Annotated in this window: 20 protein-coding genes; 9 read left to right on the forward strand and 11 right to left on the reverse strand. The window is 61.0% G+C overall.

All coding sequences use genetic code 11. The features are described 5' to 3' along the window. Positions 1 to 22: 22 nt before the first annotated feature. The 4 genes from FXN63_RS09865 to FXN63_RS09880 form a co-directional block, all read right to left on the reverse strand. Positions 23 to 1,999: an aconitase family protein gene (locus tag FXN63_RS09865; RefSeq protein ID WP_148814490.1), complete on the reverse strand. Its 1,977-nt coding sequence runs from the start codon at positions 1,997 to 1,999 to the stop codon at positions 23 to 25. A 79-nt stretch (positions 2,000 to 2,078) separates the two neighbouring features. After that, positions 2,079 to 2,975 (reverse strand): LysR family transcriptional regulator, encoded by an 897-nt coding sequence (locus tag FXN63_RS09870; protein ID WP_148814491.1) that lies wholly within the window; start codon positions 2,973 to 2,975, stop codon positions 2,079 to 2,081. A gap of 494 nt (positions 2,976 to 3,469) precedes the next feature. Next, the gene (locus FXN63_RS09875) at positions 3,470 to 4,858 is read right to left on the reverse strand and encodes a dihydrolipoyl dehydrogenase (RefSeq protein ID WP_148814492.1); all 1,389 of its coding nucleotides are present in this window, start codon (positions 4,856 to 4,858) and stop codon (positions 3,470 to 3,472) included. A gap of 124 nt (positions 4,859 to 4,982) precedes the next feature. Next, complete coding sequence (locus FXN63_RS09880; protein WP_148814493.1) at positions 4,983 to 5,507, reverse strand: superoxide dismutase family protein; 525 nt, start codon at positions 5,505 to 5,507, stop codon at positions 4,983 to 4,985. A gap of 190 nt (positions 5,508 to 5,697) precedes the next feature. On the opposite strand from FXN63_RS09880, the gene FXN63_RS09885 reads away from it, so the two are divergent. The 6 genes from FXN63_RS09885 (at position 5,698) to FXN63_RS09910 (ending at position 11,772) form a co-directional block, all read left to right on the forward strand. Continuing rightward, positions 5,698 to 6,372, forward strand: a complete 675-nt coding sequence (locus FXN63_RS09885) for a response regulator (protein ID WP_148814494.1) — start codon at positions 5,698 to 5,700, stop codon at positions 6,370 to 6,372. After that, complete coding sequence (locus tag FXN63_RS09890; protein ID WP_148814495.1) at positions 6,369 to 7,721, forward strand: ATP-binding protein; 1,353 nt, start codon at positions 6,369 to 6,371, stop codon at positions 7,719 to 7,721. The genes FXN63_RS09885 and FXN63_RS09890 overlap by 4 nt, the downstream gene beginning before the upstream one ends. A 130-nt stretch (positions 7,722 to 7,851) precedes the next feature. Then, the gene (locus FXN63_RS09895) at positions 7,852 to 9,285 is read left to right on the forward strand and encodes a Do family serine endopeptidase (RefSeq protein WP_148814496.1); all 1,434 of its coding nucleotides are present in this window, start codon (positions 7,852 to 7,854) and stop codon (positions 9,283 to 9,285) included. A gap of 126 nt (positions 9,286 to 9,411) precedes the next feature. Then, positions 9,412 to 9,843, forward strand: a complete 432-nt coding sequence (locus tag FXN63_RS09900; protein WP_148814497.1) for a DUF1178 family protein — start codon at positions 9,412 to 9,414, stop codon at positions 9,841 to 9,843. A gap of 5 nt (positions 9,844 to 9,848) precedes the next feature. Further along, the gene (locus FXN63_RS09905) at positions 9,849 to 10,805 is read left to right on the forward strand and encodes a type VI immunity family protein (protein WP_148814498.1); all 957 of its coding nucleotides are present in this window, start codon (positions 9,849 to 9,851) and stop codon (positions 10,803 to 10,805) included. After that, on the forward strand, positions 10,789 to 11,772 hold the full coding sequence (locus tag FXN63_RS09910; protein ID WP_222864019.1) for a type VI immunity family protein: 984 nt from the start codon (positions 10,789 to 10,791) through the stop codon (positions 11,770 to 11,772). The genes FXN63_RS09905 and FXN63_RS09910 overlap by 17 nt, the downstream gene beginning before the upstream one ends. A 109-nt stretch (positions 11,773 to 11,881) precedes the next feature. Here FXN63_RS09910 and efp read toward each other — a convergent pair whose 3' ends face one another. Beyond that, complete coding sequence (efp, locus tag FXN63_RS09915; protein ID WP_148814499.1) at positions 11,882 to 12,439, reverse strand: elongation factor P; 558 nt, start codon at positions 12,437 to 12,439, stop codon at positions 11,882 to 11,884. 173 nt (positions 12,440 to 12,612) lie between these two features. After that, complete coding sequence (gene earP / locus FXN63_RS09920; RefSeq protein WP_148814500.1) at positions 12,613 to 13,761, reverse strand: elongation factor P maturation arginine rhamnosyltransferase EarP; 1,149 nt, start codon at positions 13,759 to 13,761, stop codon at positions 12,613 to 12,615. A 240-nt stretch (positions 13,762 to 14,001) separates the two neighbouring features. Here earP and FXN63_RS09925 point away from each other — a divergent pair, with 240 nt between their 5' ends. Then, entirely contained in the window at positions 14,002 to 14,898 is an 897-nt protein-coding gene (locus FXN63_RS09925) for an alpha/beta hydrolase (protein ID WP_148814501.1), read from the forward strand. On the opposite strand, the gene pdxY is transcribed toward FXN63_RS09925, so the two are convergent. Together pdxY and FXN63_RS09935 are read right to left on the reverse strand one after the other, a co-directional pair. Continuing rightward, positions 14,885 to 15,772: a pyridoxal kinase PdxY gene (gene pdxY, locus FXN63_RS09930; protein ID WP_148814502.1), complete on the reverse strand. Its 888-nt coding sequence runs from the start codon at positions 15,770 to 15,772 to the stop codon at positions 14,885 to 14,887. The two genes, FXN63_RS09925 and pdxY, sit on opposite strands and share 14 nt — an antisense overlap. After that, the gene (locus tag FXN63_RS09935; RefSeq protein ID WP_148814503.1) at positions 15,769 to 16,512 is read right to left on the reverse strand and encodes a glutathione binding-like protein; all 744 of its coding nucleotides are present in this window, start codon (positions 16,510 to 16,512) and stop codon (positions 15,769 to 15,771) included. The genes pdxY and FXN63_RS09935 overlap by 4 nt, the downstream gene beginning before the upstream one ends. A gap of 136 nt (positions 16,513 to 16,648) precedes the next feature. On the opposite strand from FXN63_RS09935, the gene FXN63_RS09940 reads away from it, so the two are divergent. Beyond that, complete coding sequence (locus tag FXN63_RS09940) at positions 16,649 to 17,623, forward strand: NADPH:quinone oxidoreductase family protein (protein ID WP_148814504.1); 975 nt, start codon at positions 16,649 to 16,651, stop codon at positions 17,621 to 17,623. 1,142 nt (positions 17,624 to 18,765) lie between these two features. On the opposite strand, the gene FXN63_RS09945 is transcribed toward FXN63_RS09940, so the two are convergent. Then, on the reverse strand, positions 18,766 to 19,953 hold the full coding sequence (locus FXN63_RS09945) for a DUF2863 family protein (RefSeq protein WP_148814505.1): 1,188 nt from the start codon (positions 19,951 to 19,953) through the stop codon (positions 18,766 to 18,768). Positions 19,954 to 20,024: 71 nt separating this feature from the next. Then, the gene (locus FXN63_RS09950; RefSeq protein WP_148814506.1) at positions 20,025 to 20,954 is read right to left on the reverse strand and encodes a LysR family transcriptional regulator; all 930 of its coding nucleotides are present in this window, start codon (positions 20,952 to 20,954) and stop codon (positions 20,025 to 20,027) included. Positions 20,955 to 21,228: 274 nt separating this feature from the next. Between FXN63_RS09950 and dapF the strand changes: the two genes are divergently transcribed. Beyond that, positions 21,229 to 22,089 (forward strand): diaminopimelate epimerase, encoded by an 861-nt coding sequence (gene dapF / locus FXN63_RS09955; protein ID WP_222864020.1) that lies wholly within the window; start codon positions 21,229 to 21,231, stop codon positions 22,087 to 22,089. On the opposite strand, the gene FXN63_RS09960 is transcribed toward dapF, so the two are convergent. Then, positions 22,053 to 22,361, reverse strand: coding sequence for a hypothetical protein (locus FXN63_RS09960; RefSeq protein WP_148814507.1), 309 nt, complete (start codon positions 22,359 to 22,361; stop codon positions 22,053 to 22,055). The genes dapF and FXN63_RS09960 overlap by 37 nt on opposite strands. Positions 22,362 to 22,366 lie beyond the last annotated feature (5 nt).

A 22,366-nucleotide genomic window follows, 5' to 3' on the forward strand; every position in this document is an offset into this window, starting at 1 on the left:
GCTTCTTTTGATCTTCACTTCTTCAAGCGTGCTTCTGCTTGAGTTCTGCGAAGCTCGTCAGCTGACCTGCGATGGCGCTGGCCGCCACCGTGGGCGGGCTGGCCAGCCACACGTTTCCGGGGCCGCCGCGACCGGGGAAGTTGCGATTGATGGCGCTGACCGTGACCTGATCGGCACGGGATGAGCCGCCTGGCCCGCAGTTGCCACATGCGCCGCAAGACGGCTGAAGCAGGCGCGCACCGACGCGCTCGAAGGCATCGAGATACCCGGCGGCAATGCAGTAGTCGCGCACGGCAGTGGTGCCGAACTGAAGGAATAGCTGAACGCCCGGTGCAATACGCAGGCCGCGGTCGGCTGCCCAGCGCAGCACCTCGTGATAATGGTCGAAGTCTTCGCGCTTGCCCGCCGTACAGGAGCCGCCGTAGGCAATGTCCACGCTTGTGCGGTGCTCGACCTGGTCAAGGGCAATGCCGTTGCCTGGGTCGCCGGGTGCGGCCACCATCGCCGGCACTGCCGAACAATCGATGCGGATGGTTTCGGCGTAGCTGGCACCGGCATCGCTTTGCATCCACGCTTCAATCTGGAAGTCGATGCCTCGGCGTTCTTTCAGGAATCGAACCGTCTCGGCATCAGGTGCCACAATGCCCGTGAAGCCGCCCAGTTCCGCGCACATATTGGTGAAGGTGGCGCGTTCGTCGGTGCTCAGATGGGCAACAGCAGGTCCTGCGAATTCGAATACCTTGCCCACGCCACCGCCCGATCGGATGTACGGCTGGGCAAGCAGGTGCAACACCACATCCTTGGCCGTGATACCCGTCTCAATCCGCCCGTCCAGGATGACCAGCAGACTGGGCGGAACCGTCAGGCGCACCGCACCGGTGACAAAGGCGTTGGCCATGTCGGTCGTGCCCACGCCAAAGGCCGCACAGCCCAGCGCGCCGCTGTGCGTGGTGTGCGAATCCGTGCCGACGACAAGCTGTCCGGGCAGAGCGTAATGCTCGGCCATCATGGCGTGAGAAATGCCCGCCACGTTGCTGCCGTCGTCCAGGCGCGCTTCGGCTTCGGTCAGGGTGCGATGGGTGCGCAAGCGGTAGTCGCTGGCGAAGTTGCGCTGCGCCTGCACCATCCGGTGCACATTGGGGATCAGGCCGCCGATGACGTGCGCGGGGCTTTCTTCGACGTACGAGGTGTGGTCCTCGAAGACGATGATCGATTCGGGTTCTTTCAGCGTCAGCGGTTTGCCGAAGGCTGCATGCAGCATGTGCGCGGCCATACCGGTGTAGTACTCATGAATGAAGCGCCAGTCCGCGCGCACAAACGCGCCATCGCCAATGGCAGGTGACGCCGATGTCACCGTTGTGCTCAACGCATGTCTGGCGACAATCTTCTCGAACAAGGTCTGGGGTGTTGTTGCCGTGGCTGTGTGCGCCGGGGCGACGTTGCTTAAATGTGCTTTCCCGAAAGCAAGCAGGCCACCACCGCGAAGAATGGCAGCGGCCAGTGCATCGCGCCCGGCAACCAGTTCTTCCAGGTTGATGGTTTCACCGGCCCGGATACGATCCACCAGGCTGAAGTCGGTTGAAGTCAGCAGGCCGATGTTGTCGGCGTTCTGGCGATAGATGCGCTCGAAGCTTTTTGCGATCACCAAACGCACGCCGGCAAGCCGTTCGGCTGCCGGACTGTGCTCACGGGACGACCCCTTGCCATAACGCTTGCCCGCCACCACGACCTCGATGTCGCTGGCGCGGATGGCATCAACAGGAATAGGCGTCTGACCCGCCACCCGGAACCCCGTGTAGGGGTACGCACCCAGCTTCTCGTCGAAGTGGGTCAGGATCGCAATCGGGGTGATTTCGTCAGTGGAAACGTCGTCGCGCAAAGGCTGCGCGTCTTCCAGGGCAAGGGCTTGGCCGCTCAACGCCGCAGTAATGACCTCGGGCGTCTGGCTCAGGTACAGAATATGGGGCGAAAAAAGAATCGTGGGGGTAATGGCATGCATACCCCATGATCGGCCCGACTGAGGGCACCGAGAAGCGCTAAGTCGGCACAGGGGGTCACGCCACAGGCGCGATCCGGGTTTACGTGTCCGTGATTTCCAGCACCTCGATCAGCGCCTGCACCGCGCGGGGTTGGGGATGGCGTCGCAAGGCATACAACATCAGCGTGCGTTCGGCCCAGGGTTCAGCCAGCGGACAGTGGATGAAGAAAGGCTTGCCGCCAGCGGCTGGTATGGCACTCAGCGGAACCACGGCAATGCCCAATCCCGCCTCGACCATACGGTGCACGGCATCGAAACTATTGACCGTTACCTCGGGCACAAAATGCTGGTGGATCGCCGCCGCGCGATCATGCAGCAGACGGTCAAGCGCGCCGCCCTGATGGACGCCGATCACGGGATAGTGCAGCACCTGGGAATAGGTGACAGAGGTCTCGCCCGCCAGCGGATGGTCCACCGGAAACACCACTTGCAAAGGATCAGTGGCGAAAACCCACGTATCCATGCCCGGCGGCACATCCGACTGCACGCCGATGCCCAGATCGGCGCGGTCATCCAGGCAGGCCCGGATCACATCCTTGGTATCCGCTTCATGCAGCGCCACGCGTACGCTTGGATAGGCCTTCTTGAACCGCCGCAAACGTTCCGGCAGCGCACCAACGACTGACGACATATTGGCGTACAGCCTGACAGTGCCCGCCAGCTCGTCACCCTGGCTTTGTATCAGTCGAACCAGCCCCTGCAGTTCATCGTCGATGCGCGCCCCTTGCTCGAAGAGCAGGCGTCCTGCATCGGTCAAGGTGACGCCGCGCGGGGATCGCACCAGCAAGGCGGTGCCGAACGTCCGTTCCAAGTCTGCCAGGCGCCTGCTGAGCGCAGACGCCGCGATGTTTTCCTCAGTGGCCGCACGCACGATCGAACCTGCTCGGGCTACCGCCACGAACAAGTGCACGTTGTAGGAATCGATTCGTTTGGTCACGATGACACCGTTACCCGTGTGGAAAGTGGGCGGGGATCACGGGGGAGAAGAACATGAGGATGGAATTCGTGGTGCGTCCGGCCGGAATCGAACCGGCATGCCTTACGGCGGCGGATTTTCTTACCTGCTACTGCTCGCGCAGCCAGACGTGGCGGCTGCCACCTCTGTTTGGGGTCTGGACTCTGTCTTGACCGTCCCGAACATGCCGTTCCCGGTTGGAACGTTGAATACATGTTTGGCTTAGGTCCTCGCCGTCGAGTCTCTACACACGCCTGGCCTTGCAATGCCGATGCTGCATTGCAAGTTGAGATCGACCGCTCGATCTCTGCCTGCTTGGCTCGGCGTTCCCGTGCCAGGGGTTCACCGAATTTGACGAGTTCTACTCCCGGCCTTTCGCCCGGGGCACTCCGTTTACCTGGAAGTCCGCTACGTCTACCAATTTCGTCACGGACGCACTGGGCGGCATTGTCGCACAGCCGCTCGTCGGAAACGCCTCATTTCGACAGCTTCGATGCCGCATCGCGCAACGCCGTGCGCAATGCTTCTTCGATGGTGGGGTGGTAGAAGGGCATGGCAAGCAAGTCGGCCACCGTCTGGCCTTGCTGGATCGCCCATGCAAGCAGGTGCGCCAGGTGTTCGGCATCCGGCCCCATGCCTTCTGCGCCCAGCAACTTGCCGTCTTTGCGGGCGATGTAAACATGCAACAAGCCGCGGTTCTTGAGCATGATTCGACTGCGTCCCTGGGTCTCGAAGCTGACGCGGCCAGTCACGAAGGTGTCCGCCTCCAAGTCGGAATAAGGCTTGCCAGCTTGAATCAATTGCGGTTCGCAGAACACGATCGACAAGGGCGTTACGTGTTGAGCTGCTTGCAGCGTTGGGAAATTGCCTGCGTTGGTGCCGGCAGTCAGCCCGTGCTCGTGCGCCACGTGCAGCAGGGGCAGCATGTCGTTGGCGTCACCGGCAACGAAGATGGGGGTCGTGCCCGCCTGCAAGGTGTCGGGGTCAACGATAGGAGTGCCGTGCTTGTCCACGGGCACCTGGGTATGTTCCAGGCCCAGCTGGTCCACATTGGGAACGCGGCCCGTGGCCACCAGCGCGATATCGAAATGTTCGGTGCTGGTCTTGCCCGCGCTGTCTTTCCAGGTGATCTCGATGCCGTCATCCTGGCGCTGTGCGTTCACCACTTCCACGCCCAGACTTAATGGGAATTCTTCTGCCAGCGCTTGTGCCGCGTATTTCTGAATGGCAGGGTCTTGCAGCAGGCTGATGCTGGGTTTTTCACCGAACAGGTGAATGCTGACGCCCAGGCGATGCAGGGCCTGACCAAGCTCCAGCCCGATGGGGCCGGGGCCGAAGACCGCGACACGTTTGGGCAAGCCTGACCATTCAAAGATGTCGTCGCTGGTTTGCAGGCGGTCTCCCAACGGTTTGAACACGTCGGGAATCAGCGGGCGTGCACCGGTGGCTATTACCACGCTGCGTGCCTGCACCTCGGTGTCGTCGCCGACTTGAAGCACGGTGTTGCTCAGGAAGCGTGCGTGACCGCGCAGACGATTTTCCGCAGGAATCTCGTGGACTTCCTTCAGCACAAAGCTCTCGAAATGGTCGCGCTCCTGCCGCACGCGCGCAAAGACGGCGGCGGCATCCACATGGACCTCGCCAACCTGCACACCAAAGTCCTTGGCGCGTCGTGCTTCGTGCGCTGCGTTGGCCGCCACAATCAACAGCTTTGACGGCATGCAACCGACTTTCACGCACGTGGTTCCATACGTGCCGCCTTCGATCAGCACCGCATGTCTGCCGGTCTTGGTAGCGGCGCGATAGGCGGCCAGACCGGCCGTGCCCGCACCGATGATGGCAACGTCCACGGAGAGTTTTTTCATGAAAACCTTTTGATTTGACGATGCCGAAGCCTTGCTCGTGGCCTGCGTCACTGCAACTGCGTTCGTCTGTGAAAACGACGAAGACAGCCGCAGTGTTACTGCTTACCGCAACGTGTACTGCAACTTATTTGATGACCGCGCAGCCAACGCGCGCGCCTGCGCCGCCAATCGGCTGCGTGTGGTGGTCGTCTGCGTTGGCGTGGATGATCAGCGCCGAGCCATCGGCATCCTGCAAGCCCTTCGCCCCCTTCAACAGCGTCGGCGACGATACTTCGGCGTTGACCGAGCCATCGGCGGCAGCAAAGACATTGGGCAAGTCACCCTCGTCCGGGCCATCCGGGTTGAGCAGACCGTGTTTTTTCTGCGAATGGTTCACGTGCGATTTGGATGCCTCGAACTTTGCGGTATCTGCGCAATCACCCACCGAATGGAAATGGATACCATGCCAGCCCGGCGTGAGCGCACCTGCCTGCAATGCGATACGCACCACGGTGCCGTGTGCACCGCCCTGGAAGTTTGCCGTGCCGATGGTCTGGCCTTGGTTGCCCACGACAGGAGCGGAAAGCGTGGCGATGTCGGGGGCCTGGGCCATGGCACCTGCGCTCAGACCAAGAGTGAGTGCAAGGGCGGCGATTTTATGAATGGACATGCAAGACTCCTGTAAGTGGAAGATCGAGAGCTAATCTAGCTTATCTGTGGGTGCCCGGATGACCAGCAGCAGATGTAAGCAGACAATGCCCGGGAGGCGCATCCTCACGTCTGGTCCCCAAATACCAGACGGGAACCAACTGTGGCTGTGACGACTTGGTCATTTCGGGAAACTTTTCGAGCGACAAGGCATGAGAATTCTGCTGGTGGAAGATGACGCCATGATCGGCGAGGCGGTGAAAGATGTGCTGCGGTCCGAACATTACGCAGTCGATTGGGCGCGCGATGGCGACGCGGCAGATACGCATTTGCGCACCGCCACCTACGATCTGGTTCTGCTGGACTTGGGCCTTCCCCGACGAGACGGGCTGGCGGTGCTGAGTGCCTTGCGGGCTCGCGCCGATCGCACCCCTGTCGTGATTGCCACCGCACGTGATGCCGTCGCCGATCGGATTGCCGGGCTGGATGCCGGTGCGGACGATTACGTGGTCAAACCCTACGACGTGAACGAATTGCTGGCGCGCATCCGGGCCCTGGTGCGACGCAGCGTGGGGCGGGCCGAGCCGGTGTACGTGTTGGGTAACGTGGCGATCAAGCCAGCCACTCGCGAGGTGAGTGTGGATGGCATGGCCGTCACCCTGTCGGCGCGTGAATGGGCGGTGCTGGAACCCTTGGTCGCGCGCCCTGGTGCGGTGATGTCGCGTGCGCAATTGGAGGAGAAGTTGTATGGCTGGGACGAGGAGGTAAACAGCAATGCCGTCGAGGTCTACATTCACGGGCTGCGACGCAAGCTGGGTGCTGGCCTGATTCAGAACGTGCGGGGCGTGGGTTATGTGGTGCCGAAATCTGTGGTGCCGAAATCATGAATATGCTTCGTTCGGTTCGCGCGCGTCTGCTGGTGTTTCTGCTTGCCGCGATCGTGTTGTTTGCCATCGTGCAGGCCGTGGTGGCCTATCGCAGTGCCTTGTCGCAGGCCGACGAGATGTTCGACAACCACTTGCAGCGCACGGCAGTGTCGCTGGCGCGGGGGGCACCCATGTCGCCTGCCTTGGCCGGCGAAGAAGCAGGGGCCAATGACGAAGACCTGCTGATTCAGATCTGGAGCGCGGAAGGGGTGCGCATCTACCGTTCTACCCGCCGTATCGTGTTGCCCGAGCAGATCGTGTTGGGCATGTCGACGGTGACGACCGCGCAGGCCAGTTATCGGATGTATTCGGTCGCCACGCCAACCCGCATCATTCAGGTGGGACAGGATCTTGCCGTGCGTCAGCGCCTGGCGGGTGGATTTGCCTGGCGAGCCGTGCTGCCCACCGCGGCGATGGCACCGCTGCTGATGATCATCGTCTGGTGGGTGGTCGGGTCGTCGCTCGCCCCGGTGGATCGGGTGCGACGGCAGCTTGCGCAGCGTCAACCGGGCGACTTGCCGGGGATCGACGAAGGCGATGTGCCCGACGAAGTGCGACCGATGATCGCCGAGATGAATCTGCTGTTCGCCCGGGTGGACCGCGCATTCAGTGCGCAGCGGCAGTTTGTTGGCGACGCGGCGCACGAACTTCGGACCCCGCTGACTGCGCTGAAATTGCAGATTGATGCCTTGTCGCGAGCGCCGGATGAGGCGGCCCGCGCGCGGGCCGTGGCGCGGCTGGAAGAGGGCGTTGAACGTGCCCGGCGACTGGTCGAACAATTGCTGTCGCTTGCTCGGCAAGAGGCCGCGCCGGTCGGCACTGTGGTGGCTGCAAATATCTCGCTGACAGATGCGGTTCGCTTGGCGATTGCCGACGCGGTGCCGCTGGCGCAGGCCCGCGACATCGATCTGGGCATGGTGCGTGACGATGCTGCGGTGGCGGCAATCGCCCCGGACGCCTTGCGCATGTTGCTGAGCAATCTGCTGGACAACGCGATCAAGTACACCTCGGCTGGTGGGCGCGTTGACGTTGGCGTGGCCAATGAGCCGGGCGCTTGCCGGGTATGGGTCGAAGATTCTGGGCCGGGCATTCCGGTTCGGGATCGCGCCCGGGTGTTCGAACGTTTTGTGCGCCTGGATGGCACCTCGGGCGAGGGGACCGGGCTGGGGCTTGCCATCGTCAAGGCGATTGCCGATCGCGAGGGCATTGTGGTGACGCTGGATGAGTCGGAGGCGCTGGGAGGCTTGCGCATCACGCTGCGTTTTGCGGCGCATGGTGCGTCTCCACCTGGTCAAGCTGCACTTGGTTAAGCGGGCGTGATTCATTCCACTGACACCATTGGATACCAGTCGCCAAGGCTGACGTGGCTGTCTTAAGTTTCGGCTAAGTCTCCGGGGAGAGGATGCGTTCATCGAACTGAACTTACCCCCGGAGACCCACATGAAAACGCTTTCGCTTACTCGTACCCGTCTGATGGCCGCGCTGGCGACAGCGGGTATTGTCGGTGCCGCTGGCACGGCAATGCTGCAACACGACGTGCACGCCCAGGCTGCACCCGCACCGTTGGTACAGACCAGCCCCTCGGTCGCCTTGCCCGACTTCGCTCAGCTTGCCCAGCGTGTCGGCCCTGCTGTGGTGAATATCCGCGTCAGCGGTGTCACCAAGATCAGCCGCGAAGAGGCCGCCCAGGAAGACCCGTTTGCGCAATTCTTCGGCCGCATGCCTGGTCAGCAGGCACCGCGCGAACGTCAGATGCGTGGCCAGGGCTCGGGCTTCATCGTTGCCAACGACGGCGTCATTCTGACCAACGCGCACGTGGTCAAGGGTGCTAAAGAAGTCGTGGTCAAACTGACCGATCGCCGCGAATTCCAGGCCAAGGTGCTGGGTATCGATGAGAAGACTGACATTGCCGTGCTGAAGATCGATGCCAAGAATCTGCCGGTGGTGCAGATTGGCAAGGTATCTGACGTGCAGGTGGGTCAGTGGGTGGTGGCCATCGGCTCGCCCTACGGCCTGGAAAACACCTTGACTGCCGGGGTGGTCAGCGCCACCGGCCGTTCCTTGCCCGATGACAGCGCCGTGCCGTTCATCCAGACCGACGTGGCGGTGAACCCGGGTAATTCGGGTGGCCCCTTGTTCAACCTGCGCGGCGAAGTGGTGGGCATCAATTCGCAGATCTACAGCCAGACGGGTGGATTCCAGGGCCTGTCCTTCTCGATCCCGATCGATGTGGCCTCGCGCGTTCAGACGCAGATCCAGCAGAACGGTCATGCATCCCATGCTCGCATGGGGGTGACAGTGCAAGAGGTCGATCAGACCCTGGCCGAATCCTTCGGTCTGGATCGTCCGACGGGTGCGCTGATTTCGTCGGTGGAACCGGACAGCCCGGCATCCAAGGCCGGCTTGCGCTCGGGTGACATCGTGCTGGAAGCCGGTGGCAAACCGGTGACCTCGTCGGGCAGTTTGCCGGTGCTGGTTACGCAGGCTACGCCGGGCGAAAAGCTGCCGTTGCGCATCTGGCGTGAAGGCAGTGCCAAAGATGTGCAGGTAGTGCTGGCCGATGCGGCCACCCCGGCCGAGAAAAAGGCCAGTGCCGGTGCGGCCAGCCAGGGGCGTCTGGGCTTGGCGCTGCAAGCCTTGCCACCGGGTGCATCGGAAGAAGGTGGCTTGCTGATCGCCGGCGTGGCAGGTGCTGCGGCACAGGCGGGCGTGCAGCCTGGCGACGTGTTGCTGTCGATCAACGGCGTGCCCGTGAAAGATACTGCGCAGGTCCGTGGCCTGATCACCAAAGCAGGGAGTTCGGTGGCATTGCTGATCCAGCGTGATGACGCCAAGATCTTCGTGCCGGTGCGCTTGGGCAAGGAAGTGGGTTGAACGGCTGGGGCACTGGGCTGATCGAATCACCCCTCGGTGAAATACGGCATCAGGTCCGGCAATCCAGGACTTGATGTGCGAAGCGGCGGTGCGATATCCCGCCGCTTCGGCGCTACACTTCCGGGCATGCCGCTCAAAGTATTCGACCTTCAGTGCACCCATCACCATGTTTTCGAGGGCTGGTTCCAGTCGCGCGAAGAATTCGATTCGCAACTCGAACGCAAGGAGATCGCGTGCCCGGTTTGCGGTGATACGGGCATTGAACGAAAGTTGTCGGCTCCCCGTTTGAACATTGGCCATCTGCAAGCGCCGTCGCCCGGCAATATCGATCCGGCCATCGCGCGCCGCGAACTGATGCGCCAGGTGCGCGAAGTCATCAAACAGACCGAAGACGTGGGCGAAAATTTCGCCGACGAGGCGCGCCGCATTCATCACGGCGTGGTGCCGGAACGGGCAATTCGTGGTGTGACGACTCCAGACGAACGCGAGGCCTTGGCCGACGAAGGCATCGAAGTCGTATCGCTGCCCAATATCGTGGACGACGACAAGCTGCATTGATGCGCATGAACGCACTCGACAGGCTGTCACAACACGCGCCCGATCTCAGCTTTGAATTGCCGGATGGAAAGCCGGTGGTCAAGCTTGGCCTGATCCTGACGCTGTACTTCAAAAACGGCTACACACGCGACACCAAGGAACGGCTGCTGGCCTGCTTTCGGCGTTTTCACGAGGCTTATCGGCCGGCGCTCAACTGCTTGATCTACAGGCGTCATCAGAAGCTGACCGACCCAGCATTTGAGAAAGCTTGCGACGCCATTCTGAAGCTTGGCGGCCATGAGGAATTCAGCCTGTGCCTGAGCAGCGCCGCCGATGACACCCAGGCAGCCGACTATTCGCTGACCGCCTTGAACTCTGCCGAGATACACGGCGATGGGTTGCGTTCCTTTATCAAGATGGTGATGCCTTGGCACATGCTTGCCGACCTCGATGGTCGGGCGACATTTCTGGCCTGGGCGCAATATCTGTGTGATCAGGTCAAGGCCGAGCACGGCTACGGCGGGCTATCGAGCGTTCTGCCCCATGACTATCACGGCTATCTTCCCGCCGAGTATCAACTGGCCCAGCAGTATTCAGGGCTGGAAGTCGATTCCATGCCGCATGCATCAAGCATCGAACTGCTTGATGCCGTGAAAGGAGTGAACTGGTTGACCGTGCTGGGACAGGACTTTTTGCAGCGCGTGGGTGGGGAACATGCAATTGCTCAGGCGCTGCATGACCATGAAGATAGCGACGTGCTGACTTACTGCAATGGGTTGATCGTGCAGGCAGGGGGCTACCCCGAACTTGGACGGGACGAACTTCCTGCCGCCTATGTTGCTGTGAACAAAGTGGTCCGACCGATACGAATCAAGCAGCCAGATCAGCTGCATTTCGATACTACGGGCGGAAAAAGCTTTGACCAGGCAGACACTACGAAATGGTATGCACGCTTTGACCAAGACGATGCACGACAGGACTGAAAGCGGCCAGCGCATGCTGGAAAATCTGCTTGCTCACGCGCCGAACCTGGAATTCACGCTGCCGGATGGCACCCCGGTGGTCAGGCTTGGCCTGATCGCGACAATCTACTTCAAAGAAGGTTATTCGCATGAAAGCAAAGCACGGGTAGTGGCTTGTTTTCAGCGTTTCAAGGACGAGTTTGGCGCGCACTTGCATGCGCATTTTGATGGACGTTATCGGGTCTTGACCGATGCCGGTTTCAACAAGACCGCGCAGCAGATTCTAGGTACCCACGCCAACGAACAATACGAGTGGCACGTGTCTAGCGCGCCGGCAGCAACCCAGGCTGCTGAATACAGCTTGTCTGTGTTGAATTCTGTCGAGGTGCACGGCGATCGCAAGCGGTCGTATCTGAAGATCAGTTTGCCCTGGACGCTGTTGCAAACTCCTGATGGGGTGGCACGGTTTCAGGACTGGCTGCTCTATCTATGCGATCAGGTGAAGGCAGAGCATGGGTACGGCGGTCTTTCCAGCGTGTTGCCCTATGATTTCGACGCCTACATGCCGACGGAATATCAGCTCGCCCAGCAATTTTCGGGGCTTGAGGTAGATTCCATGCTGCCCAACTTCAAGCGAGAGCTGCTGAACCATATCAAGGGAGTGAACTGGTACACCGTGCTGGGTGAGCGCTTTGTCACGCAGCTTTATGGCGAAGCGGAATTACGGCACAGGCTGGGGCAGGGCGATGTCCCAGGCGACGTGGCAGTGCTGCCTTACGCGCACGGATTGATCATTCGTGCAGGTGGGCTGCCGCAGTTGGGCGCGCAATACGAACCGCTTCCTGCCCAATATGTAGCGGTCAACCGGGTGGTTCGCGCTGTGCGTATTCCCCATCCCGATCCGCTGCACACGTATTCGCCGTATGGCGATTGCTTCGACGCGGAAAGCACGGCCAAGTGGTATGCGCGGTTCGATCAGCCTGAGTGATGCGTTGATAGTGATGTCTTGAATGACATCCTGAATGAAGAACAGCCGGCATGTGCCGGCTGTTCTTCATTAAAAAGCCTTGATATATAAGGCTTCTGTCTTGCTGTGCTTAGCGAACGCGGCTGCGGTATTCAGCAGTGCGCGTGTCGATTTCGATCTTGTCGCCGATTTCGCAGAACAGCGGCACGGGGAGTTCCCAGCCGGTGTTGATCTTGGCGGGCTTCATGACCTTGCCCGAGGTGTCGCCACGGACAGCGGGTTCGGTGTAGATGATTTCGCGAACGAGCATGGTCGGCAGGTCGACCGAGATTGCCTTCTCGTTGTAGAACACCACTTCGACGGGCATGCCTTCTTCGAGGTAGTTCAGTGCGTCGCCCATGCCTTCGGCTTCGACTTCGTACTGGTTGTACTCGGCGTCCATGAAGACGTACAGCGGATCGGCGAAGTACGAGTAGGTGCACTCCTTGCGATCGAGTTGCACGACTTCGAACTTTTCGTCAGCCTTGTAGACAGCTTCCGTGCCCGACTCGGTGAGCAGGTTCTTCAGCTTCATCTTGACCACAGCCGCATTGCGACCGGACTTGTTGTATTCGGTCTTCAGCACGACGAGCGGGTCTTTGCCGACCATGATCACGTTGCCGACGCGGAGTTCCTGGGCGTTCTTCATGTGGGACTAACCTAACTGTTGGATTTCGAGGATGTTGCGCGGGGATGTTGATGGCCTTGCGCAGAAAACCGCACAAGGCTTGCCCCACACACGCTGACTACGGGTTGAATCCCGGTTGAATCAATGACCAACCATGTAGGCAGATCCAAGATCCATGAGTGCAGCAAAACGAACTATTGTATACGCATGGCGCTTGCAGATCGATTGCGGGCAAAAGTCATCAGCCGATCGGCAAGGTCGGGCTGTTGTGCCAGCGCCTCAGTGAAGCCTTTTGTCGCCGTGGTCCATGCCGTGTGCAAAGGCTCGGAAAGCGCGTTGGCAAGCCCGTTTGCAAGCCCGTTCGCAAGCCCCTTTGCGAACGAGTCTGCCGCAGATGCCTGCTGCGTCACCAGACCGTTCCAGCTGCGATTCAATACTTCGATTTCTGCGGGCATGCCGGCATGCGACAACCATGCGTCAAGCTTGGCCCAGTGCGCATCTTCGTCCTGCGGATAGATCTGCCACAGCATCGGCCGACCCGCCCAGTGTGCACGTACAAACGAATCTTCTCCGCGCACCAGGTTCAGATCGGCCGTCCACAACAGCCGATCGAAATCTTCCTGCGGCACGAGCGGGTAGCGGGCTACCGTAACGTTGTTGAAGCGGCCCGCCGTCAGACTGGGGGCAGCACCTTGGGGGACTGCGAGCAAGGTTTCACCCGGCGCATCGGCCAAGCCTGCCAGCAAGGCATCGACAGGTGCTTGCGGATAGCAGAACAGCGTGACCAAGCGGGTGTCCGGTGTGCGGGCGGGCAAACCCAGGCGGGCGAGCAACTCGGCCTGGGCGGCAGGGTTCTGTTGCCACGCGTCGCGTTCCGCAATCAGGCCCGGTTCGCGCAACAGGCCACCGGTACGCGGGGTGAAGCCGGGGAAGAAAAAGTACTTCAGCGTGCCATCGGGCCGGTGCGAGGGCAGGGCGTGACAGTCTTCGATCCAATTTTCTGCGCTCAGATATTCCAGATTGAGCCAGATCGGCTGCGGACTGGCCGCGCGCAGCCGGTCGACGAAGCGCGGTGGCGGGTCGCAGGCAAAGGCTTCGATGACCATGTCGCCAGGCAGCAAATCGGGCGCATCTGCCGTCCAATGCACAACATCAATGCCTGCTACCTGCTGTTGGACCGTGCCAACATCCACCCCGGGCTGAATGCGGGAAAAACTCGCCAGATCGTCGACCCACAGGCGCACACTGGCCCCGTGGTCGTGCGCCAGCCTGCGGGCAAGCCGCCAGCACACGCCGATGTCGCCATAATTGTCGACAACGCGACAGAACAGATCGATCTGCAAATCACCACTCCGTAAGACCCGTTGTGCGGGCGGGTGCCTAGGATAACCGCCCGCCCTGGATGAGCGCATTGCTGCCTATGGATTGCGGTATTTTTGCCGTTTCGTAGCTTTCGTGCTGCTTTCCACTGCTACCGAAGCTAATTGTGGGGAAATATTGGAAATGCCCATGCATATTGTTGCAGCGCGGAACCCAAGCGCGCTGGTTACAGTCTTATTGCTATGAACACCGCCACCTCGCCCATGAAAAAGATCATTGCTCGTCCTCGACGCTGGATAGCGGCGGCGATTGTTGCCGTGCTGGGCGTGACCGGATGTAATTCGTTCGATGCCTGGCAGCGCAAGACCATCTTCTCGGTAGCGACTGACAGTCGCTGGTACCAAGAGCCCACGCGTGGCACGGAAGAGTTCAACATTCCCCTGGCCAATGGCGATCAGGTGCATGCCTGGTACTGGAAGAATCCCGATCCCAAGGCTGCCACGGTCCTGTACCTGCACGGTGCCCGCTGGAACCTGAATGGCAGCGCCTTCCGCTTCGATAACTGGACCGAGATGGGCTTCTCGGTGCTGGCCATCGACTATCGCGGTTTCGGTAAATCGACCAACCGGTTGCCCTCGGAAGATACCGCCTACGAAGACGGTCTGGCAGCCTTGAAAGAACTGGCCAGGCGCGAGCCGGACCCGGCCAAGCGCTTCGTCTACGGCCATAGCCTGGGTGGCGCGGTGGCGGTTCACCTGGCGGCCTACAACGTCAAGGCCGAGCCCTTTGCCGGGCTGATCGTGGAGTCGAGTTTCACCAGCATTGCCGACATGGTGCGCACGCTGCGCTGGGGCTGGATTCCCGGTCTGCCTGCGCTGGTAACGCAGCAGTTCGATTCGCGCAGCAAGCTCTCGCGTGTCGATACGCCCTTGCTGCTGCTTCACGGTACGGCCGATGGGTTTGTTCCGCTGCGAATGAGCGAAGAACTGCTGAAAGCCGCAACCTCGGTGCCGGATGGCTACCGCCGTCTGGTGAAGATCGAGGGCGGCAACCATTCCGGCAGGCGCGGGATCGGCGATCAGTTCTATCGTGATCCGATCCGCACCTTCGTGCGCGACGCGGGCGCTCGCTACAGCGCCACGGCGGCTACGTCAGGCTGAGCGCCTGGAACATCTCGCTGGGCCGTATCAGCTGATCCTGTGCGGCCACCAGCGGCAGGTCCCGCTTGCCTGGCAGGGTGCGCGACACCAGCGCATACAGGCTGCTGACGCCAAGCGCAGCGGCCTGTTCAATCGGCCGACCGTTCACCACGTGCCCCAGCACCACCGCCGAGAACACGTCGCCCATGCCATTGGGCAGCGGATCGAGGTCGATGAACGGGGTATGTATCACCCACGCGTGATCGGCCGTAACCACCAGTGTGCTCAACTGATCTGACGGCAGGTCCGCAGTGCGCAGGCTGGTGATGATGACGGTCTGCGGCCCCGGATTGCGGGGGTTACCCAGCAATTCGCGCGCAGCATCGACAGCCGCCTGGGTCGACTCGATGGAGGTGCCGTGCAGCAGTTCGAACTCGTAGTGGTTCGGCGTGATGATGCTGGCGTATTGCAAGGCCCGGCTGCGCAGGAAGTCCGGGATGCCTGGACGCACGAACACACCACGGCCCACATCGCCCATGACCGGGTCGCACAGGTAGACCAGCTCGGGCCGCTGCTTGCGGATTTCCTGGACGGCCGACAGGATCACTTCTCCGATCGCGGCATCGCCCAAGTAGCCCGACAACACGGCCTGGCAACGTTCCAACACGCCACGCGCACGTAGTCCATCGAGCACATCGTTGATGTGCTCGGCAGAAAACACCTGTCCCTTGAATTCGCCGTAACCGGTGTGGTTGGAGAACTGCACCGTATGAACGGCCACCGGCTGCGCACCCAGCAATTGCAGTGGCAACATGGCCGCTGCGTTGCCAACGTGGCCGTAAGCCACATGCGATTGAATCGACAGCACCAACGGCGGGGTCACAATGGCGCTCATCGTTTTTGGTATTGCTGTGCGCCGAACAGGGCTTCGCGGGCCTTGTCGTCGGTGATCGGGCGGCGCAGCTCTGCCAGCACGGCCACGCCACGCTGCACAGCCGGGCGTGCGGCAATGGTTTCGAACCAGCGTTTCACGTTCGGGAATTCTTCCAGCACGATGCCTTGGTTCTCGTAAGAACGAACCCACGGCCACGCCGCGATGTCGGCGATGGTGTATTCATCGCAGCCCAAAAATTCGCTTTCGCCCAGGCGCTTGTCCAGCACGTTGTACAGGCGCTTGGTTTCGTTGGTGTAGCGGTTGATCGCGTACTCGATTTTTTCGGGCGCGTAGTTGCGGAAATGGTGCGTCTGACCAAGCATCGGGCCAAGCCCGCCCATCTGGAACATCAGCCACTGCAAGACGGTGAAGCGTTCTGCATCGGTCTCGCCCAGGAACTGGTTGGTCTTGCTGGCCAGATACAGCAGGATCGCGCCCGATTCGAACAGCGCGAACGGCTCGCCATCGGGGCCATTCGGATCGAGGATCGCCGGGATCTTGTTGTTCGGGCTGAGCGCCAGGAAGTCGGGGTCGAACTGGTCGCCCGCGCCGATATCGATGGCGTTCACGCTATAGGGCATGTCCAGCTCTTCCAGCAGGATGTGCACCTTGTGACCATTGGGGGTGGGCCACGAAAACAGCAGCACTGGCAGCTCGTCAGCACCGTTGAGGATTTGCTTGCGTTGAGATTTCTTGGACATCGGGTCTCCGGCTAAACGGATGGTGGCTGCCACGGCAGCCCGGGTTATTCCTGATTATGTGCCAAACCTTCGCAGGCGGGAAACCCGTGAAACGGGCGGCATAATCGGTCGAGACCAATTTTGTCCAGGAGCAGCAATGCAGGCGATCGTATGCAAGGCGTGGGGCCCACCCGAAGATCTGGTGTTGGAATCGGTGGTTCTGCCGGCTTTGCAGCCCGGCCAGGTGCGCATTCGTGTGCGTGCAGCTGGCGTGAATTTCCCGGACGTGCTGATCGTGCAGAAGAAGTACCAGCAGCAACCGGCCTTGCCCTTTACCCCTGGCAACGAAGTTGCGGGTGAGGTGATCGAGGTTGCGTCCGATGTGGTGCACCTGCGCCCGGGTGACGCGGTGGTGTCCTTCTGCAATCTGGGTGGGTTTGCCGAGGAGGTCATTGCGCCTGCTGACGCGACGCATGCAATGGCGCCAGGATTGAGTTTCGAGACGGCTGCGGCATTTACGTTGACCTACGGCACGTCGTGGCACGCGCTGTGTGATCGCGCTGCATTGAAAGCGGGCGAGACGGTGTTGGTGTTGGGGGCCTCAGGCGGCGTGGGCTTGGCTGCGATCGAGATTGCGCGCGCGGTGGGTGCTCGGGTGATTGCGGCGGCGTCGAGTGCTGACAAACTGGCGCTGTGTCGTGAGCACGGGGCCGATGCGTTGATCAATTACGAGGAAGAGGATTTGCGCGAGGCGATCAAGCGCCATACGAATGGGCGTGGGCCGGATGTGGTGTTCGATCCGGTGGGCGGCAAGTATGCGGAGCCTGCTTTCCGCAGTATTGCGTGGCGGGGGCGGTATTTGGTGGTGGGCTTTGCGAATGGGCAGATTCCGGCAGTACCGTGGAATTTGGCTCTCTTGAAGAGTGCGTCGTTGGTGGGTGTGTTCTGGGGCGAGTTTGTGCGCCGTGAGCCGTTGGCGCATGAGGCGGGGATGGCTAGCTTGTTGGGCTGGCTGTCGGAAGGGAGGTTGCGGCCGCATGTGTCGCGGACGTATACGCTGGCGGAAACGGCTCAGGCTTTGATTGATCTGCGGGATCGGCGGGCGACGGGGAAACTGGTGATTGTTCCCTGAGTTGGGGTTTGTTTGTGACGGTGTGGTTGTTCTTCTGCCAGTCGCGTTTTTTCTTGCGACAGCGTGGTCGTTCTTGAGCCAGTCGCGGGTGGTGGGGCCGGCTCGTCTGCCCCGCTGGACTTTGGCGTCGGGGCTCCCGCCCTCCACCTTGTCCAGAAGGGCAGCCAATCCGGCCCCACCACCCACGCCTTCAAGACGGCTTGGTTAAAAGCAAATCCCGCCTTTGGGCGTTTGCCGTTTTGCTGGCTGCTTGGTGCTGGACTTGGCTCTCGGCGTTAGCTGGCCACGATTCTTTAACCACCACCCGGCTGGCCTTGGGGACTGGCTGGCCAGGTCGCCACGAAGCGGTTTCTCCGGCTCACGATTCGGTGGGTTCTTCAGCAGCCTTTTACCGCAGCGCCACTCAAGAAAATTTGCGCGTCTGCTTGGTGGTGGGGTGACTTGGAAGCGGGTGGCCGCGCATCAGGTAATGCGACGAAAAGGCGGGGCGTTGAAGGTCAGCGTATTAAAGGCTGCGCACTGAACGTTCGAGGCAGTGAAAAAAGTTCGGAACGATGCAGAACGGTAGTAAACGCTGATGCTGCTAAGCGTGTGCGAAAGCCTTCGTACGTCCGTTGAACGCATGTATCAAATCAGCCGCCAGCGCCACGATCGTCGCTGCCGCTCTATGCATGCCGTGACGCGGCGGCCACCCGCTTCGGTGTCACCCCACCACCAAGCAGAGGCGCAAATTTTCTTCAGTGGCGCTGTCGTAAAAGGCAGCTGAAGAACCTACCGAATCGTGAGCCGGAGAAATCGCTTCGTGGCGACTTGGCCAGCCATTCCCCGGCGCCGGCCGTTTGGCTTGCAGGAATGGTGGCCGATGTATGCCGAGAACCGCTTCCAGCACCAAGCAGCCAGAAAAACAGAAGCCGCCCAAAGGCGGCATACGTTTTTTCACCAAGAAAGCTTGAAGGCGCGGGTGGTGGGGCCGGGTTGGCTGCCCTTCTGGACAAGGTGGAGGGCGGAGACCCGACGCCTAAGTCAAGCGGGGCAGCCAATCCGGCCCCACCACCCGCGACTGACTCAAGAACGACCACACCGTCACAAGCAAAAACGCGGCTGGCAAAAGAACGCGAAAACCGTCACAACCAAAACCGCAATCAATGAAAATGCGTAGGCGCCGTATCCGCTTCCTGCGGCATCTCCGCGTGCACCAGCTCCCCCGTCGGATCCGGGAAAAACGGCACGCCGCAATCGTCACAAAACTCAGGCCGCAACAGCTCACCAATCCGGCGAACATCAGACACGCCCAAGGAATTTAGCAACTCCACAATCTCATCCTGCGGATCCGCGTCAGGCGCAGCATCGTCCTCGCGACCGTACACCGGCCACACCGTCCCATACACCACCTCATTACGATTGCGAGCCGTAAACCCAATCCGGTACTCCTCGACCTGCGACTCCCCGCAGCCCGCAATCACCGCCCGAATCTGCGACGCCTCAAGCGTCAACGCACCCGCCAACCACGCCACCGCCGCCCGCACCGACAGCGGACGCACACGACGATCCGCCTCGCGGTTGCTCACGTAATACGCGTCCGGCAACAGAACCTCGATGCCGCAACCCGGCAGCAAACTCGCAAACGTCGGCTCTGCCTGCGCCACCCAGGCAGCCAGGCAACTTTCCCGATTCGCCTCACGCCCCATGTTCTCCTGCCAGCGGAAGAACGCACCGCCTTCCTTCACCGCAATCGCACCCACCACATAACGCGTATCCGCCAACAGATTGGCGATCTCCTCGTTACCGGAGCGCAAGGACGTGAAGGGCAGGCCCAGGGCTTCAGAGCCCAGTTGCTTCAACCACTGGCGCGTGGTGCCGAAATTGCGCGGCATCTGATCGATGCTGTAGAGCGTCGGTGCCAAGGCCAGCGACACGTCGGCGGCCAGAATGTGACCGTGCAACTGCGCGCGCAGGGCATCCAGGGCATCGCTGCGAATCGGGCCGACCGGGATGGTGTAACGCGTCCAGGCTGCCACGGGAGCCACGATCAGCAGCACGTCGTAGCGCTCGCCATCACGCTCCAACACAATCGACTCGGACAGCGTCTCGGCGATTTCGACCAGCATTTCGTAGCCGCCCGGGTGCTTGGGCAACAGGTGGTCCAGCGCCTGATCGAGAGCGCCGTCTTGCTCGGACTGCAACTGCTTGGTCACCAGGGATTCGAGTTCACGCTCCCAGAACCGGTCTTCGACACGACTGCCAGAGCCGTCGAGCGCGAGGGCCAGTGCGATAAGGCGTTCGGCATCGCGGCCGAGACGGGGACGAACGGGATTGCGGGAACGGGCCATGAAGGTCAGGCTGCTTTGATTGAAAATTCGGCCTCCAGTTTACCGCGCTCGCCCCCTGCCTACGCCCGTACTTACGCCGCATCGGCCGCAAGCTTGCGCCAGTTGTCCCAGTCGGGGCTTGGTCCGAATGCTTGCGTCAGGAAATCCAGCAGCACGCGCAGTTTGGCCGACATATGGCGGCGGCTCGGGTAAATCGCGTAGATGCCCATTTCCGGCATTTCCCAGCCGGGCAGCACCTCCACCAGCTTGCCCGCCGCCAGGTCGGTGCCGACCAGAAAAGAAGGCTGCGCGATGATGCCCTGGCCAGCAAGTGCAGCGGCGCGCAAGGTGTCGCCGTTATTTGCATGCACGCGCCCGGTAACCCGCACCTTCTGGGCTTCGCCTTGTCGACACAGCGTCCAGTCGTCTCCGGGCGTCATATAACTGTTCGACATGCACAGATGCTCGGTCAGATCTGCCACCACGCTTGGCGTGCCGTAGCGGGCCAGATAGGCGGGCGAGGCGCAGACCACCATGCGTGCAGGGGCCAGTTTGCGGGCGACCAGGCTGGAGTCGATCAGGCGGCCCACCCGTATGGCGGCATCGAAGCCGTCTTCAAGCAGATCGACCAGGCGATCGGTAACGCTCAGTTCCAGGAAGATATCTGGGTGGCGCGACAGGAAGTCGGGCCAACGCGGGGCCAGGTGATGAATGCCGAAGCTGACCGGCACGCTCAGCTTGATGACACCTTTCGGCTGCACGGCCGCAGCACCTACTTCTGAGTCTGCATCGGCCAGGTCTTCCAGAATCTGCCGGCAGCGGGCGTAATAGGCGCTGCCTCCTTCGGTCAACGACAGTTTGCGCGAACTGCGCTGAATCAGGCGGATGCCCAGACGTTCTTCCAGATGCGCCACGTACCGGGTCACGCTGGCGACTGAGGTACTCAGGTTCCGCGACGCGGCTGAAAAGCTGCCGGCATCGACTGCCTGCACAAAAATCTCCATCGCACGTATTCGATCCATTGCTTGTTCCGCCCTTGCTTTGCCAACCCATCAACCGTTCAAAAGCATGAACGCCGCCGGTATTGAGCCTGTAAACCGCCAGCAAGTTCGTGGCGCTTTTGCAGGATTTGCAACAAAGCTCGCGAGTTCGGGGCAAGTTCTACGGTAGCGTCACATTTGGCTAAAACCTGGACCGTGTCTTGGCACAAATCGGCACACTACAATGATGCCGTGCCCATGCTGCGGGGGGCGCATCGGGCGATTGCCATCTTTGCCGCATGCGTTGGGGCAGTCCGTGAGTCAAATCCGCTTTCGAAAAATGCACGGTCTGGGCAATGATTTCATCATCATCGACGCGCGTGTTCAGCTCGTCGATGCGCTGACGCCTGACGTGATCGCCGCTGTGTCTGACCGTCAGCGGGGTATTGGCGGCGACCAGGTGGTGGTGCTGGAAAGCGCCATGCGTTCAGACGCAGATGTGTTCATGCGCATCTACAACCCCGACGGTCGGGAATGCGAAGCCTGCGGCAATGCCACACGCTGCGTCGGTGCCCTGATGCTTGCCGAAACCGGTCGTGATCGCGTGGCCATCCAGACCGTGGCGGGCATGCTCTACGCCTGGCGACAGGGCACGCATTACGCGGTTGACATGGGTGTGCCGCAGACGCAATGGGATGCCATTCCGCTTGCTCAGGCTACCGACACGCTTCATGTGGACGTGGCCCTCGGCCCCTTGGCCGACCCGGTCGCCACCAGCATGGGCAATCCCCATGTCACCTTCTTTGTTCCTGATCTTGCCGCCATCGATATGACGGCGCTGGGCGCACCGCTTGAGCGACATCCCATGTTTCCGCAGCGTGCCAATATTGGCGTGGCCCAAGTGCTGGCTTCTGACCGGCTGCGATTGCGCGTCTGGGAGCGTGGTCCGGGGTTGACGCTTGCTTGCGGCACGGGTTCGTGTGCGGCTTTGGTGGCGGCGCATCGCCGCGGCCTGACTGATCGCCGCGCGACGGTTGAACTGGATGGCGGCGCGCTTGTGATCGAGTGGCTGGACAATGGCAGGGTAGAGTCCACGGGACCGGTGTCTTACGCATTCGAAGGCGTGTTCGAGACAGCCGACTATGTGGTGCAGCGCGAGGCCTTGGCCGTAGCGTGAAGCCAGCCTTGTTGAATTGCCGTATATGGTTTGGGTGCTTGGAAACTGACGGAAACGCAAATCAAAAACGGACGGGCGATACGAACAGGAAATATGGTCAGGAACATTTTTTGCTGCTTTGCTTCCTTTTGTTTAACCGCTCCGTCAATAGTTTTACGCTCCAGTAAGTTCGCTAGAATGTCAGGCTTTGCGACGTTTATCTCATCACGCGATTGCTGTGTCTTGCGTGGATCAGCGCCCGTGCCACCGCCTTGGGCATTCGCCCGCTTCATCCATT

Origin of the sequence: Pigmentiphaga aceris (assembly GCF_008119665.1) — a bacterium.
Taxonomy (GTDB): Bacteria; Pseudomonadota; Gammaproteobacteria; order Burkholderiales; family Burkholderiaceae_B; genus Pigmentiphaga; species Pigmentiphaga aceris.